Consider the following 14,581-nt stretch of genomic DNA (forward strand, 5'->3'; position numbering starts at 1 on the left):
TTCTGGCGTGAATGGCTTGAAGTTCAGCAAAATGCCCTTATTTTAAGTGAGCCCCGTAACAGCGCTGTGCATGCATCGTGGAACAACGCCACTTTCCTCACCATCGTTTCCGGGTAGAATGCTCGTTCGCATGCGGCCATGAGGGCTGCACGGGCGACTCACGGGGCCGCCCTCCATCCCTTTGTGTGGAAGATCCTGCCGATATGTTTGCGCCTTTGTTAAAGAAACTTTTTGGAAGCAAGAACGAGCGTGAAGTCAAACGCATGCTCAAGACGGTACAGATCGTCAATGCCTTCGAAGAGCAAATGGTGGCCCTTTCGGACGATCAGCTGCGCGCCAAGACTGATGAGTTCAAGGCCCGCATCGCCAAAGGTGAAAGCCTCGACAAACTGCTGCCTGAAGCCTTTGCGGTTGCCCGTGAAGCCGGCAAGCGGGTTATGGGTATGCGCCACTTCGACGTTCAGTTGATTGGCGGCATGACCTTGCACGAAGGCATGATTGCCGAAATGCGTACCGGTGAAGGCAAGACCCTGGTGGCGACACTGGCGGTTTACCTGAACGCGCTGTCCGGCAAGGGCGTGCACGTTGTTACCGTGAACGACTACCTGGCTCGTCGTGACGCCAACTGGATGCGTCCGCTCTACGAATTCCTCGGCCTGAGCGTCGGCGTAGTCACGCCGTTCCAGCCGCCGGAAGAGAAGCGCGCGGCCTATGCCGCCGACATCACCTACGGCACCAACAACGAATTCGGTTTCGACTACCTGCGCGACAACATGGCGTTCAGCATGGAAGAAAAATTCCAGCGCGAACTCAATTTTGCCGTGATCGACGAAGTCGACTCGATCCTCATCGACGAAGCCCGTACCCCGCTGATCATTTCCGGTCAGGCTGAAGACAGCTCCAAGCTCTACATCGAGATCAACAAACTGATCCCGCAACTGGAGCTGCACGTCGAGGAAGTGGAAGGCGTCGTCACCAAGGCCGGTCACTACACCGTCGATGAGAAGACCCGTCAGGTCGAACTCAACGAAGCCGGTCACCAGTACATCGAAGACGTGCTGACCCGCATTGGCCTGCTGGCCGAAGGCGAGAGCCTGTACTCGTCACACAACCTGGGCCTGCTGACCCACGTTTATGCCGGTCTGCGCGCGCACAAGCTGTTCAATCGCAACGTCGAATACATCGTCCAGGACGGTCAGGTCGTCCTGGTCGACGAACACACCGGTCGTACCATGCCGGGTCGCCGTCTGTCCGAAGGCCTGCACCAGGCCATCGAAGCCAAGGAAAATCTGAACATCCAGGCCGAAAGCCAGACCCTGGCTTCGACCACGTTCCAGAACTACTTCCGTCTCTACAGCAAGCTGTCCGGCATGACCGGTACGGCGGACACCGAAGCGTTCGAATTCCACCAGATCTACGGTCTGGCGGTGATGGTCATTCCACCGAACAAGCCGCTGGCGCGTAAAGACTACAACGACCTGGTGTTCCTCACCGCGGACGAGAAGTACGCGGCCATCGTTGCCGATATCAAGGAAAGCATGGCTCAGGGCCGGCCGGTACTGGTGGGCACCGCGACCATCGAAACGTCCGAGCACATGTCCAGCCTGCTCGTGAAGGAAGGCATCGAACACAAGGTTCTGAACGCCAAGTTCCACGAAAAAGAAGCTGAAATCATCGCTCAGGCCGGTCGTCCGGGTGCACTGACCATCGCCACCAACATGGCCGGTCGCGGTACCGACATCCTGTTGGGCGGTAACTGGGAAGTGGAAGTCGCCTCCCTTGAGGATCCGACACCCGAGCAGATTGCCCAGATCAAGGCCGACTGGCAGAAGCGTCACCAGCAAGTGCTCGAGTCGGGCGGTTTGCAGGTGATCGCCTCCGAGCGTCACGAATCGCGCCGTATCGACAACCAGCTGCGTGGTCGTGCCGGTCGTCAGGGTGACGCCGGTTCCAGCCGTTTCTACCTGTCGCTGGAAGACAGCCTGATGCGTATCTTTGCCTCTGACCGGGTGAAGAACTTCATGAAGGCCCTGGGCATGCAGCCTGGCGAAGCGATCGAGCACCGCATGGTGACCAACGCCATCGAAAAGGCTCAGCGCAAGGTTGAAGGTCGTAACTTCGACATTCGCAAGCAACTGCTCGAGTTCGACGACGTCAACAACGAACAGCGTAAAGTGATCTATCACATGCGTAACACGTTGCTGGCCGCGGACAACATCGGCGAAACCATTGCCGACTTCCGTCAGGACGTGCTCAACGCAACGGTCAGCGCGCACATTCCGCCGCAATCGTTGCCAGAGCAGTGGGACGTTGCCGGTCTGGAAGCAGCCCTGCAAAGCGATTTCGGGGTGCAACTGCCGATCCAGCAATGGCTCGACGAAGACGATCACCTGTACGAAGAAACCCTGCGCGAGAAGCTGATGCACGAGCTGCTGGCGGCGTACAACGAGAAAGAAGAGCAGGCGAGCGCCGAAGCGCTGCGCACCTTCGAGAAGCAAATCGTGCTGCGCGTTCTGGACGACCTGTGGAAAGACCACCTGTCGACCATGGATCACCTGCGCCACGGTATCCACTTGCGTGGCTATGCGCAGAAGAACCCGAAGCAGGAATACAAGCGCGAGTCGTTCACGCTGTTCTCCGAGCTGCTGGACTCGATCAAACGCGACTCGATTCGTGTGCTGTCGCACGTTCAGGTTCGCCGCGAAGATCCGGTCGAAGAAGAAGCGCGCCTGCGTCAGGAAGCCGAGGCATTGGCCGCACGCATGCAATTCCAGCACGACGAAGCCCCAGGCCTCGAGCAACCGGAATTGTTGGGTGAAGAGGTCGATGTGGCGCTCGCTGCCGCTCCGGTGCGCAACGAGCAGAAGCTGGGCCGCAATGAACTGTGCTACTGCGGTTCGGGCAAGAAGTTCAAGCACTGTCACGGCCAGATCAACTAAGATTTCTGCCAGACATTGAAATACCCGCGCCGCGACCGGCATCAGCCGTCGCGGCGTTTTACCATTTAAAACACCGATGCCAGGTTAAAAAGAACAGGGCGACGACGGTGCAGACATTACATTAAGAGGAGCGCTTTCATGGCTGTTGGTCTTGGTCCTTTGCCAACGTTGCACCCGGTTGCCGGTTTTGAACTCGGTATCGCTTCGGCTGGCATCAAGCGCCCCGGGCGCAAAGATGTCGTGGTCATGCGCTGCGCTGAAGGTTCCACGGTGGCCGGTGTGTTCACGTTGAACGCGTTTTGCGCAGCACCGGTGATTTTGGCCAAGCAACGTGTACAAGGCCCGGTACGTTACCTGCTGACCAACACCGGCAATGCCAACGCCGGTACCGGTGAGCCCGGTTTGGCTGCTGCCGAGCGCACCTGTGCCAAGCTGGCTGAATTGACCGGCGTCGACGCCAGCCTTGTGCTGCCGTACTCCACTGGCGTGATCGGTGAGCCGCTGCCGGTCGAGAAGATCGAAGGTGCGCTGCAAGCCGCTCTCGACGACTTGTCGGAGAACAACTGGGAAGCTGCAGCCACCGGGATCATGACCACCGACACCCTGCCAAAGGGTGCGAGCCGGCAGTTCCAGCATGAAGGCGTGACCATCACCGTCACCGGTATCAGCAAAGGCGCCGGCATGATTCGCCCGAACATGGCGACCATGCTCGGTTACATCGCCACCGACGCCAAAGTCTCCCGCGACGTATTGCAGAACCTGTTGCTGGACGGCGCCAACAAGTCGTTCAACCGCATCACCATCGATGGCGACACCTCGACCAACGACTGCTGCATGCTGATCGCCACTGGTAAAGCCGCACTGCCGGAAATCACCGAGGCCAGCGGCCCATTGTTTGCAGCGCTGAAAAAAGCGGTGTTTGAGGTGTGCATGGACGTCGCCCAGGCGATCGTTCGCGACGGCGAAGGCGCGACCAAGTTCGTCACCGTTGAAGTCAACGGCGGCGGCAATCACCAGGAGTGCCTGGACGTCGGTTACACCGTGGCGCATTCGCCATTGATCAAGACCGCGCTGTTCGCTTCCGATCCAAACTGGGGGCGCATCTTGGCAGCCGTTGGCCGTGCCGGCGTGCCGAACCTGGACGTGAGCAAGATCGACGTGTTCCTGGGTGAAGTCTGCATCGCCAGCCGCGGTGCCCGTGCCGCGACTTACACCGAAGCCCAGGGCTCGGCCGTGATGCAACGTGAAGAAATCACCATTCGTATCGAACTGGGTCGCGGCGATTGCAGCGAAACCATCTGGACCACCGACCTGTCCCACGAATACGTCAAAATCAACGCCGAATACCGCACGTAATTACGTTTAGACCGTATCGCTCCAATCGCGAGCAAGCTCGCTCCCACAGTAGATCTTCATTGAACACAGTAGTTGTGTACGACGGAATCCAATGTGGGAGCGAGCCTGCTCGCGATAACGGTCTGTCAGTCACCAAAAGACTGGCTTGTTCATTTCATCAAAAGGTCCTGAACATGAGCTACCACCTGATCATCGGCGACAAACTGTATTCCTCCTGGTCCCTGCGCGGCGCTTTGGCGCTGGAACTGGCCGGCGCGACCTATACCGAAGAACTGATCAAGCTGAACCAGCCGGACACCCGTGAACGCCTGCTCAAGCATTCACCGACCGCCAAAGTCCCATTGCTGAAAACCGAACACGGGACCATTGCCGACTCGTTGGCCATCGCCGAGTACCTGGTTGAGCGTTTCCCGAACGCCAACCTCTGGCCGAAGGATATCGCCGCCCGCGCCCAGGCCCGTTCGGCCTGCGCACAAATGCACAGCGGCTTCTTCGCCATGCGTAGCAACATGCCGTTTGACCTGAGCCACGATGCGCCGTTGTCGCCAATGCCGCCTGAAGTGCAGGTGGAGATCGAGCGGATGCTGGCCTTGTGGGCTGAATGCCGCGCGGTCGCAACCGAACCCGGTCCGTTCCTGTTCGGTGCTGTGAGTCTGGCGGACGCCTTCTTCGCCCCCATAGCCGTACGCCTGCGTACTTATCAAGTCGCGCTACCGGCGGCGGATGCGGCCTATGTCGAAGCGATTTATCAATGGCCGGCCTTCAAGGCCTGGCAGAAAGCCGGTCTAGAGGAAATAGTGCGGTGAAACGAGTTCATGTAGCAGCGGCTGTCATCCGTGATGCCAGCGGCAAGATCCTCATCGCTCGCCGCGCCGATACCCAGCACCAGGGCGGCCTGTGGGAGTTTCCCGGCGGCAAGGTCGAGGACGGCGAAGCGGTGCAAGCCGCGCTGTCCCGTGAGCTGCAGGAAGAATTGGGTATCGTGGTCAGTGCCGCTCGGCCATTGATCAAGGTTCAGCATGACTATCCAGACAAGCAAGTGTTGCTGGATGTCTGGGAGGTCTCGGCGTTTACCGGCGAACCTCATGGCGCCGAAGGCCAGCCTCTGGCATGGGTGACGGCGCGTGAACTGCGCGACTACGAGTTCCCGGCCGCCAACCAGCCGATCGTGGCGGCTGCGCGCCTGCCAGGCGAATACCTGATTACCCCGGAAGGCCTGGAAACGCCGGCCATGCTGCGCGGTATTCAGAAGGCCATCGCTGGCGGGATCAAACTGATTCAGTTGCGCGCCCCGAATGGCTACGACCCGCAATACCGCGATCTGGCGGTGGATGCGGTGGGTTTGTGTGCCGGCAAGGCGCAACTGATGCTCAAGGGTCCGTTCGAGTGGTTGGGAGACTTTCCGGCCGCCGGTTGGCACATCACCGCCGCGCAACTGCGCAAATACGCCAGTGCCGGGCGTCCAGTGCCAGCCTCGCGCTGGTTGGCGGCGTCTTGCCACAACGCTGAAGAGCTGAGCCTGGCGGAGCAGATGGGCGTGGACTTCGTCACCCTGTCACCGGTTCAGCCGACCCAGACTCATCCGGATGCATCACCACTGGGTTGGGAGCAGGCCTCGCAGTTGATTGCAGGGTTCAGCAAACCGGTGTTCCTGCTCGGTGGTGTGGGGCCTGCCGAACGGCAAAAAGCCTGGGAAGCGGGCGCGCAGGGCGTGGCGGGGATACGGGCGTTTTGGCCTGAGGCCTGATCTGCGGTGTAGCCATTGATCGTTCCCACGCTCTGCGTGGGAATGCATCCCGTGACGCTCTGCGTCACAGCGTCAACGGCGGACGCGGAGCGTCCATCGCGGCATTCCCACGCGGAGCGTGGGAACGATCAGCTCAGGTTTGGGGTTTCGCCGCCGCTTGCCACAAAATCTCGGCAATCCCCTGGCGCTTGGCAATCAGCCGGGCCGCCACAAACAACAGGTCTGACAAGCGATTGATATAGGCCAGACCAACCCCGGCCAATGGCTCCAGCGCGTTCAGATGCTGACAACGTCGCTCGGCACTGCGTGCCAGACTGCGGCAGACGTGGGCTTGGGCTATCAAGGCTGAACCGCCGGGCAGAATGAAGTTTTCCAGCGGTCCCAGCTCCTCGTTCCAGATATCGATCGCCGCTTCCAGGCGTTCAACTTCGGCGGCATTCAAGGCCTGATACACCGGCATTGCCAGTTCGCCCCCCAAATCGAACAACCGGTGCTGACACGGCTCAAGCACCTCGATCACCTCAACCAGGCCAGGATGGGCGTGGCGTTGCTCGGTCAAGCCAGCCAACAGCAACCCCAGCTGACTGTTCAGCGTATCGACTTCACCGATGGCTTCGACCCGTGGATGGTCCTTCGGTACGCGGCGACCGTCGCCAAGCCCGGTTTCACCTTTGTCGCCGGTGCGGGTGTAAATCTTCGACAAGCGAAAACCCATGCTTAGCGCTCCAGTTGTTTGAGTTCGTGAGAGGCGAGCGGGGTGGCGCCCGCCAATGGCAGGCGCAAGGTGAAGCACGTGCCTTGGCCGAGGGTCGATTGCACTTCCATCTGACCCTTGTGGTTGTTGGTGATGATGAAGTACGACACCGACAACCCGAGGCCGGTGCCCTGGCCGATTTCCTTGGTGGTGAAGAACGGTTCGAAGGTGCGTTTGCGTACGTTCTCGCTCATGCCCACGCCGTTATCTTCGACCTGGATTTCCGCCCATGGCGGGTTCAGTCGGGTGCGCAGAATGATCCGTCCCGGCTCTGTGGCGTTTTCGCGTTGGTGAATCGCCTGAGCAGCGTTTTTCAGCAGGTTGAGCAGCACTTGTTCGAGCTCGTTGGCGGTGCCGGGTACTGGCCCCAGTTGCGGGTCGAACTGACGAATGATGGCCTGGCCCTTGAAGTCGAAGCCGATGGCCAGGTCGAAGTCGTTGCTGGCGATCTCCACGGCTTGATCGATCAGTGCCGGCAGGTCGCACGGGGCCATTTGGCGGTTGCTGCGACGACTGAAACTGAGCATGTGGGTGACGATTTTCGCGGCCCGGGCACCGGCCTGTTGAATGCCGTCGAGCAGTTGCGGGACTTCGCGGTTTTGCAGGTAGCGATTGACGCTGTCCAGTTCGATGCCGATCTGTTCGGCGGTTTCGATGTTCTTCGGCAGGTCGGCCGACAAGCGCCGGCGAATGTTCTGCACGTTGTGCAGGATCGCTCCCAAGGGGTTGTTGATTTCATGGGCCATGCCAGCGGCGAGGCCACCGACCGAGAGCATTTTTTCCGACTGCACCATCATTTCTTCGAGGGACAGGCGCTGGGTAATGTCGTCGATCCGGATCACCACGCCGCGTCCGGCACCGCCCATCAATGGATAAAAGGTCAGCGCGTAATGCTTGGGTTCGTCATCCTTGATCCAGGTGACGCGCTCGATCTTGACCACGCTGTGCTGCTCGACGGTTTCCTTGAGCTGCGGCAGGAAAGGTTTCAGTGGTTGAAAGGCGAGGAAGATCGGCTGGTTCAGCGCTTCGTCCAGACGGGTACCGGAAAGCGCGCTGGCTTCCTGGTTCCATTGGGTCACGTAGAGTTGTTCATCGAGGGCGATCAGCGCCGAAGGCATCGAGTCGATGATGCTGTTGAGGTAGTTCTGAAAACCGGTGAGTTTCTTCTCGATTTTGCTCCGCACCTGGACTTCCAGCTCCAGTTTACGGTTGGTATGACGGGTTTCTTCGGCCAGGCCCTGGGCCTGGTCGTAGGCGGCCTGGGAGTCGTCCCGCGCGCGCTTGAGTTGCTGTTCACGGGCTTCGATGCGCGAGAGCATGGTGTTGAAGGCTTCGGCAAGGCTGCCGATTTCGTCGTGGTTGCCGCGAGACGCACGCAAGGCGTAGTTTTCTTCGCGAGTCACCTGCCGGGACAATTCTTCGAGTTCATGAATCGGCCGGGTGATCAGGCGTTTGATCTGCCGGGCAATCACCAGCCACAGCAGCACGCTGAAAATCAGAATCCCGAGGCTGGCGGTCAGGGTGCCGGTGTAGAACGCCATCGGCAATTCGCTGCTGGCCACCAGTAGCAGATGACCCGGCGCCTCGCCCGGGCGCAACAGGGTGATCAGCTGATTGCTGCGAAACTCGGAGGCCTGCCAGGCCTCGATGTTTCGATAGTGCTCGGGCAGCTTGAGTTTGTCGCCGTGCTGCACTTGCGCCAGGCGCAGGCCTTTGCCGTCATACAGCGCTGCGGCTCGCAGCGGTGAATAGCTGTTGAGTTCGTTGAGCAGCCGTTGGGCTTCTTCGGGAGAGTTGAGCGCCTGGTCGGCGATGGACGGGTTGGCCACCAGCCGGCCGATGCTCTGCAAGGCCTGCGGGGCCATGCTTTCCTGGGAGATCCAATAGGCGGCGCTGATAAAGGTCAGGTTGGCCACCAGCAACACGGTGGTCAACAGCACCAACAGGGCGGCTAGCAGTTTCTGGCCGACCGGCAGGTTTTCAAGGCGCTGGCGCAATGGCATCGGGGTCGTCGCTAAAAAGGAACAGGAAGGCAGCGTAGCCGTTGCTCAGTCGCTGGGCAATCCGCGTGCGTGCAGGTGCGTAATCAGCCGCTGCTGCAATTGGTTGAGGTGCGGCAGCACCAGTTGGTGCCTCGACGCAACAGTGCAGGCATGCCCCAGCAGATAGCTGATCTCGGTTCGGCGTTGATTGGCGACGTCCTGGTACATCGACGAATAGTTGGCCGCAGTCGCTTGAATCACCCGCTCGACTTCCTGTTGCAGGTTCTGCGCAGCGTCCGGCTGACCGCAGCGCTTCAGCAGTTCGCTCAGCTCGGCACAGAGAGTGGCGACCTCGCAATGATGCTGTTGCAAACCGCCGTTACGGCAGTCATGCAGCACGGTCAGGGGGTTGATTGCGCAATTGAGCGCCAGTTTGCGCCACAGACGGGTCAGGATGTCTGTGCTCCATTCGTGCGGGATGCCGGCGGCGCTCAGGTCATCCAGCCAGATAGGCGGGGTAGGGTGGCTGGCATCGCCGAGCCAGGTGTACCCATGACCGGCAAACACCACGCGCCAGTCGTCATCGCGAAACGCGCCTTCAGTGCTTGAGGCAAAGATGCAGCGTGCCTGTGGGACACGTGCGGCGACTGCGTCCTGACTGCCGAGGCCGTTCTGCAACAGAATCAGCTCGGCGTTGGGTGCAAGACGCGATGCCAGTTGCGCCACCGCGCTTTCGGCGTCGTAAGCTTTGCAGGCCACGAGCAAGCGGTCTATCGGACCCGCGCTGTCGACAGTTTCGCCGGGGATCGCATATTGCCGCGCTTCGCCCTGTTCGACCAAGGTCAGCCCACCGGCGGCCTGATAGGCCTGCAAGCGCGCCGTGTCGCGCAGAATCAGTTTCACCGGCAGGCCAGCCCGTGCCAGACGCGTGGCCCACAGGGTGCCCAGACTGCCGGCGCCAAGGACGTGCCAGGTGGTCGACATCAGTTTTTTGCTCGGATTGGCAGGCGCATGTGAGGCTCGCAGCGTAGGAAGGTAAAGACCCGTTATAATCAGCGCGGATTTTAACCGCAAGCCAGGCGTGTTCCATCGCTATTGAGCGCGCCCTTTTTTATTGGAGAGATTACATGCCGTCGTTCGACGTGGTATCCGAACTGGACAAACACGAACTCACCAACGCGGTCGAGAACGCCGTCAAGGAACTCGACCGTCGTTATGATTTGAAAGGCAAGGGCAGCTTCGAGTTCAAGGAAAAGGACCTGACTGTCAACCTGACTGCCGAGGCCGACTTCCAGCTGGAAGCGATGATCGAGATCCTCAAGCTGGCCTTGGTCAAGCGCAAGATCGATGTGCAGTGCCTTGAGGTAAAAGACGCCTATGCTTCCGGCAAGCTGATGAAGCAGGACGCCGTGCTCAAGGAAGGCATCGACAAGGAGCTGGCGAAGAAGATCGTTGCTCACGTCAAAGACGCCAAGCTCAAGGTCCAGGCTGCCATCCAGGGTGAGCAGGTACGGATCACCGGCAAGAAGCGTGACGACCTGCAGGAAGCCATTGCGGCACTGCGCGCCAAGGAATTTGGCATGCCGCTGCAGTTCAACAACTTCCGCGACTGATCAGTCTTCAGGGAACCTCCGGGCGTTATTGACGTCCGAGGCCCATATAACGGCAGAAACGATTGAGCCATCATCACTGGCTCGGTCTTTCTGCCGTGCAGTTTTTACATGCCGGGTAGCCGGGAATCAGGAGAGATAGATGGACATAAATGCTGAAGTGGACAACCTGGTCAAGGCTTCCCAGGCCTGGATCCCGATGATCATGGAATACGGCAGCCGTGTGCTGCTGGCGGTCATCACCCTGGCCATTGGTTGGTGGCTGATCAACAAGCTGACCCAAAAAGTCGGCAAGCTGCTGGCCCTGCGCAACGCCGATCTGGCTTTGCAGGGGTTTATGAGCAGCCTGGCGAACATCATCCTCAAAGTGCTGCTGATGGTGAGCGTCGCTTCGATGGTGGGGGTTGAGACTACCTCGTTTGTCGCGGCCATCGGTGCTGCCGGCCTGGCGATCGGTCTGGCGTTGCAGGGCAGCCTGGCGAACTTCGCTGGCGGGGTACTGATTCTGTTGTTCCGTCCGTTCCGTATCGGTGACGTGATCGAAGCACAGGGCATTACCGGCACGGTCGACAGCATTCAGATCTTCCATACCCTGCTGCGCACCGGTGACAACAAAACCGTCATCGTGCCTAACGGTAATCTGTCGAACGGCATCATCACCAACCACAACCGTCAACAGACCCGTAAAGTGGTGTTTGACGTGGCTGTGAATTACGACGCCGATTTGCAGAAGGCACGTGAGGTGCTGCTGGAGTTGGCCAAGGATGAGCGCGTGTTGGCTGATCCTGCGCCGGTAGCGGTGGTCTCGACCCTGGGCGATAGCTCGATTACGGTTTCCCTGCGGGTCTGGGTGAAAACGGCGGACTACTGGGATGTACTGTTCCAGTTCAATGAACACTCCCGTGACCGTCTGAAGGCGGCAGGTATTGATATTCCGTACCCGCAACGAGTGATTCGTATGGTTCAGGAAACAGCATAACAAGTAGCGGATTATTACTTGGCCTTTTGGTCAGGTATCGGTAACGAACTCAAGGGGGGATAAGCCCCTTGAGTATTTTTACAGTCTGCTGTTTTGTTGTTCTGAAGCTGGAATAGAGTGCGGGCTTATTATTAGCTGGCTACTTATTAAAACTAATTCCATGTTGCCATCAAGCAGTCATAAAAAAAGGCCCATCACTGATGGGCCTTTTTTATATCAAGCGAACACTGTAGTCGTAGCGATTACAGGAAGTTGATTGGGTACTCGGTGATCAGGCGGAACTCGTCGATATTGCCTTCGGCCTGGTCGTTGTTGCCTCTGTGCCAAGCTTGGCGAGCACGGAAGGACAGGTCTTTGAGAGGACCAGTCTGGACAACGTATTTGGCTTCCAGGTTGGTCTCGTTGTGACGACCGTCTTCGCCGTAACCGTAGGCACGGTAAGGGCTGTCAGCAGCCATCTTGGTGCCGTCGATGCCTTGACCGTGAGCATAACGAGCCATGAAGCTCAGGCCTGGTACGCCGTACTCGGCCATTTTCAGGTCATAACGTACCTGGATGGATTTTTCTTCAGGGCCGTTGAAGTCAGAGTACTGAATCGAGTTGGCCAGGAAGATCGAGTCGCCACCACGGTTGTTATCGCCTACACCGATGTAGTCGAATGGCGTATCACCATGGACCTGCTGGAACGCCAGAGTAACGGTGTGTGCCTTCAGGAAGGAGTAGGCAGCCGCCAGCGAGTAGGTGGTGTTGTCGATTTTGCCTGCTTTCGCTGCACCGGTATCGTTTGTCTGATACAGGTTGAAGTCGAAGTTCAGGGACTGGTCAGTCGCCAACGGCAGAGTCCAGTTCACGTCGGTGTAGTACTGGGTCCAGGTGTCCTGGAACTTGGCACCGTAGAGCGAAACGCTCAGGTTGTCATTGATGCCGTATTTACCACCTGCGTAATCAGCAGCCTCGACCTTCGTACCAGCGTACTGTGTCCAAAGCTCGCCATTGTGACGGGTTTGGTCCTGGCTGCTACTGCCGGTGAAGTGACCGGCTTCCAGATCGAGGTTTTTAATCTCGCTGCTCTGCAGTTGGAAACCGCTGGCGGTTTGCTGGAACATGCGGGAGCCGCCAACAGCGAATACCGGGGCGGTGCTAGGTTGGAAGTCACCGACTTTCAGCTCGGTTTTGGAGATGCGGACCTTCAGTGCTGCACCCGCTTTACCCATTTCGCTGTTGACGTCGTGCCCGGTAACATTACCGTTGGCATCGCGGAAGGTGGTGCGGCTCATGTTGCCCGTACCCGACTGCGCGTCAGTACCGTCCAGTTTAAAGGCGGCATCGCCGTAGGCTTCAACGCCCACGCCAACAGTACCCTGGGTATAGCCCGAGCTGAACTTGCCCAGTACGCCTTGAGTCCAGTCTTTCTGGTCTTCAGCGCCATTTTTGTTGTTACGGTTGAAGTAGTAGTTCTTCAGTACCACGCCAGCCGAGGCGCCTTCAACGAAACCTTTTGCGTCAGCCTGGTCGGTTACAAACGGGTCGGCCATAGCGACTTGGGCGCCGGTAGCTGCAGTAACAGCCAGGGCGATCATGCTCCACTTCATCACGCGCATCGTGATTTGCTCCTTTGGTTTTTAGAAGAGTAACTGCCGTCCCACCTGATTTATTATCTGGGCGGCTCTTTCTTTTTGTGTCGGCGCAAACTTATATCACGCCGACAATGTTGGCGATACTTGCGCATCTAACCTTTCAGCTTCTTTACGGCCCTGTCGCAAAATGCGCTGTAGAGGTCGTAATTTCGCAAATTTTTTGCCTTCGGACTGACAACTTCAGCGTTGTTTTCCAAGGCTTCAGTATCAGAAAAAGAAATCCTTGTCCTGCACTTGAAGCTCCTTGGGCAGCCATGCCGCTATTGTTATGAGCCTTAAGGTTCCGACTTCCAGCGGAGGCCTTATAGGCGATATGTGTATGAATGCAACAAGCGTGCACAAATCGGCTTTTTGTTGCCGGTTTTTTCAAAAAAACCTGCCTTAATGACTAAAGCCGCATAAAACCGGGGCTTTCAGGGCCGATTTGTTTGAGCTTGACGCCGCGGTTCTTCTAGTGTTGCACCATCAAAGAGCATGGGTATCAGCGCACAAATGTTACTGGTCCACCCTCGCGGGTGAGTAGATGGCGGATGCTCGACGTTTTCAGCGTAGACGCAGTGTGCAGATTTGGTGCAAAAAATTTTCAAACTGTACGAAATTCGTACAGTGAAGACCTCGAATACAGGTCTACATCCGCTGATAGGTCGTTGATTTTTTGACGAAGTGCCGATGTCTGGTTCTGGGTTGGTGCGTTGAAAGTGAAAATGTTCAGTGCTGGGGCGCTCGTGTGTTCAGCGTTTGTTTCAGATCGTCTGGCTCGAGGGCCGGGCGCCCTGTTTTTTCGCAGTGATCCGTGCAGCGTTCGCGGGTATGCTGCTGTTATATACGGGCGGTGAGCCTTCGGGCTGGGCGCTAAACTGAGTCTCATGAAAAGTGCGGGAGTGCGCGCGGTGTTCGCCTTAGATCCACGACTTGAACAAGACACCTTGCCGATTGGGGATTTCCCTCTAAGTCGGTTGTTGCTGTCCAATGATTCGAACTACCCTTGGTTCATCCTGGTGCCGCGTCGTGAGGATATCAGCGAGTTGTTTCAACTGGATGTCGCCGATCAGCAGCAATTGTGGCGGGAAACAACCGAGTTGGCCGAAACGCTCAAGGATTCGTTCGACGCCGACAAGTTGAATGTCGCGACCCTGGGTAATGTTGTCAGTCAGCTACACATGCATGTCATTGTGCGTAAGCGCAATGATGCCGCCTGGCCAGCCCCGGTTTGGGGTAAACACCCGGCCAAGCCTTACAGTGCCGAAGAAGTGGCAGTAATTCGCGAACGGCTGCGTTTGGTTTTGACCGATGACTTCACGTTTCTGGAGGGCTGAACCATGAGCCTGGAAGAGCGCATTACCGAACTGGAAAGTCGTCTGGCGTTTCAGGATGACACGATTGAAGCGATGAACGATGTGCTGGTGACGCAGCAGCGGGTGGTCGAGCGCTTGCAGTTGCAAATGGAAGCGTTGCTCAAGCGCCAGGAAGAAGCGGCCGGGCAGTTCGAGTCCTTCGAAGAAGAGGCTCCACCACCGCATTACTGAGTGCCGGCCGGGGCGACATATCGGCAGGCAATAAAAAACCGCGATGCAGCC

General features: G+C 58.2%; 12 protein-coding genes. 8 read left to right on the forward strand and 4 right to left on the reverse strand.

From position 1 onward, the window contains the following. Positions 1–203: 203 nt before the first annotated feature. The 4 genes from secA (at position 204) to BK658_RS22350 (ending at position 6,042) form a co-directional block, all read left to right on the forward strand. On the forward strand, positions 204–2,939 hold the full coding sequence (gene secA / locus BK658_RS22335; protein ID WP_123584209.1) for a preprotein translocase subunit SecA: 2,736 nt from the start codon (positions 204–206) through the stop codon (positions 2,937–2,939). Positions 2,940–3,077: 138 nt separating this feature from the next. Continuing rightward, positions 3,078–4,295, forward strand: a complete 1,218-nt coding sequence (gene argJ / locus BK658_RS22340; RefSeq protein WP_123584210.1) for a bifunctional glutamate N-acetyltransferase/amino-acid acetyltransferase ArgJ — start codon at positions 3,078–3,080, stop codon at positions 4,293–4,295. A 173-nt stretch (positions 4,296–4,468) separates the two neighbouring features. Beyond that, on the forward strand, positions 4,469–5,101 hold the full coding sequence (locus BK658_RS22345; protein ID WP_123584211.1) for a glutathione S-transferase family protein: 633 nt from the start codon (positions 4,469–4,471) through the stop codon (positions 5,099–5,101). Continuing rightward, positions 5,098–6,042: a Nudix family hydrolase gene (locus tag BK658_RS22350; protein WP_123584212.1), complete on the forward strand. Its 945-nt coding sequence runs from the start codon at positions 5,098–5,100 to the stop codon at positions 6,040–6,042. The genes BK658_RS22345 and BK658_RS22350 overlap by 4 nt, the downstream gene beginning before the upstream one ends. A gap of 133 nt (positions 6,043–6,175) precedes the next feature. On the opposite strand, the gene BK658_RS22360 is transcribed toward BK658_RS22350, so the two are convergent. The 3 genes from BK658_RS22360 to BK658_RS22370 are packed head-to-tail and all read right to left on the reverse strand — an operon-like array spanning position 6,176 to position 9,762. After that, the gene (locus BK658_RS22360; RefSeq protein ID WP_123584214.1) at positions 6,176–6,757 is read right to left on the reverse strand and encodes a cob(I)yrinic acid a,c-diamide adenosyltransferase; all 582 of its coding nucleotides are present in this window, start codon (positions 6,755–6,757) and stop codon (positions 6,176–6,178) included. Positions 6,758–6,759: 2 nt separating this feature from the next. Next, on the reverse strand, positions 6,760–8,799 hold the full coding sequence (locus BK658_RS22365) for a sensor histidine kinase (protein ID WP_123584215.1): 2,040 nt from the start codon (positions 8,797–8,799) through the stop codon (positions 6,760–6,762). Positions 8,800–8,844: 45 nt separating this feature from the next. Next, on the reverse strand, positions 8,845–9,762 hold the full coding sequence (locus BK658_RS22370) for a putative 2-dehydropantoate 2-reductase (protein WP_123584216.1): 918 nt from the start codon (positions 9,760–9,762) through the stop codon (positions 8,845–8,847). A 143-nt stretch (positions 9,763–9,905) separates the two neighbouring features. Between BK658_RS22370 and BK658_RS22375 the strand changes: the two genes are divergently transcribed. Both BK658_RS22375 and BK658_RS22380 read left to right on the forward strand, forming a co-directional pair. Next, on the forward strand, positions 9,906–10,391 hold the full coding sequence (locus BK658_RS22375; RefSeq protein WP_019693270.1) for a YajQ family cyclic di-GMP-binding protein: 486 nt from the start codon (positions 9,906–9,908) through the stop codon (positions 10,389–10,391). A 139-nt stretch (positions 10,392–10,530) separates the two neighbouring features. Further along, positions 10,531–11,367, forward strand: a complete 837-nt coding sequence (locus tag BK658_RS22380) for a mechanosensitive ion channel family protein (protein ID WP_123584217.1) — start codon at positions 10,531–10,533, stop codon at positions 11,365–11,367. Positions 11,368–11,609: 242 nt separating this feature from the next. Here the strand turns inward: BK658_RS22380 and BK658_RS22385 are convergent, their stop codons facing one another. Further along, positions 11,610–12,968 (reverse strand): OprD family porin, encoded by a 1,359-nt coding sequence (locus BK658_RS22385; RefSeq protein WP_123584218.1) that lies wholly within the window; start codon positions 12,966–12,968, stop codon positions 11,610–11,612. Between the two features lie 926 nt (positions 12,969–13,894). Here BK658_RS22385 and BK658_RS22390 point away from each other — a divergent pair. Both BK658_RS22390 and BK658_RS22395 read left to right on the forward strand, forming a co-directional pair. Next, positions 13,895–14,320, forward strand: a complete 426-nt coding sequence (locus BK658_RS22390; RefSeq protein ID WP_024264886.1) for an HIT family protein — start codon at positions 13,895–13,897, stop codon at positions 14,318–14,320. 3 nt (positions 14,321–14,323) lie between these two features. After that, positions 14,324–14,530 carry a SlyX family protein gene (locus BK658_RS22395; RefSeq protein WP_019693266.1) on the forward strand — a complete coding sequence of 69 codons (207 nt, stop codon included), beginning with the start codon at positions 14,324–14,326 and terminating at the stop codon, positions 14,528–14,530. Positions 14,531–14,581 lie beyond the last annotated feature (51 nt).

It is taken from the genome of Pseudomonas brassicacearum (assembly GCF_003732175.1).
Classification (GTDB): Bacteria; Pseudomonadota; Gammaproteobacteria; order Pseudomonadales; family Pseudomonadaceae; genus Aquipseudomonas; species Aquipseudomonas brassicacearum_G.

Coding starts and splice junctions, on each gene's coding strand:
- secA (WP_123584209.1), top strand. CDS start 204: ATGTTTGCGCCTTTGTTAAAGAAACTTTTTGGAAGCAAGAACGAGCGT.
- argJ (WP_123584210.1), top strand. CDS start 3,078: ATGGCTGTTGGTCTTGGTCCTTTGCCAACGTTGCACCCGGTTGCCGGT.
- BK658_RS22345 (WP_123584211.1), top strand. CDS start 4,469: ATGAGCTACCACCTGATCATCGGCGACAAACTGTATTCCTCCTGGTCC.
- BK658_RS22360 (WP_123584214.1), bottom strand. CDS start 6,757: ATGGGTTTTCGCTTGTCGAAGATTTACACCCGCACCGGCGACAAAGGT.
- BK658_RS22365 (WP_123584215.1), bottom strand. CDS start 8,799: ATGCCATTGCGCCAGCGCCTTGAAAACCTGCCGGTCGGCCAGAAACTG.
- BK658_RS22370 (WP_123584216.1), bottom strand. CDS start 9,762: ATGTCGACCACCTGGCACGTCCTTGGCGCCGGCAGTCTGGGCACCCTG.
- BK658_RS22375 (WP_019693270.1), top strand. CDS start 9,906: ATGCCGTCGTTCGACGTGGTATCCGAACTGGACAAACACGAACTCACC.
- BK658_RS22380 (WP_123584217.1), top strand. CDS start 10,531: ATGGACATAAATGCTGAAGTGGACAACCTGGTCAAGGCTTCCCAGGCC.
- BK658_RS22385 (WP_123584218.1), bottom strand. CDS start 12,968: ATGCGCGTGATGAAGTGGAGCATGATCGCCCTGGCTGTTACTGCAGCT.
- BK658_RS22395 (WP_019693266.1), top strand. CDS start 14,324: ATGAGCCTGGAAGAGCGCATTACCGAACTGGAAAGTCGTCTGGCGTTT.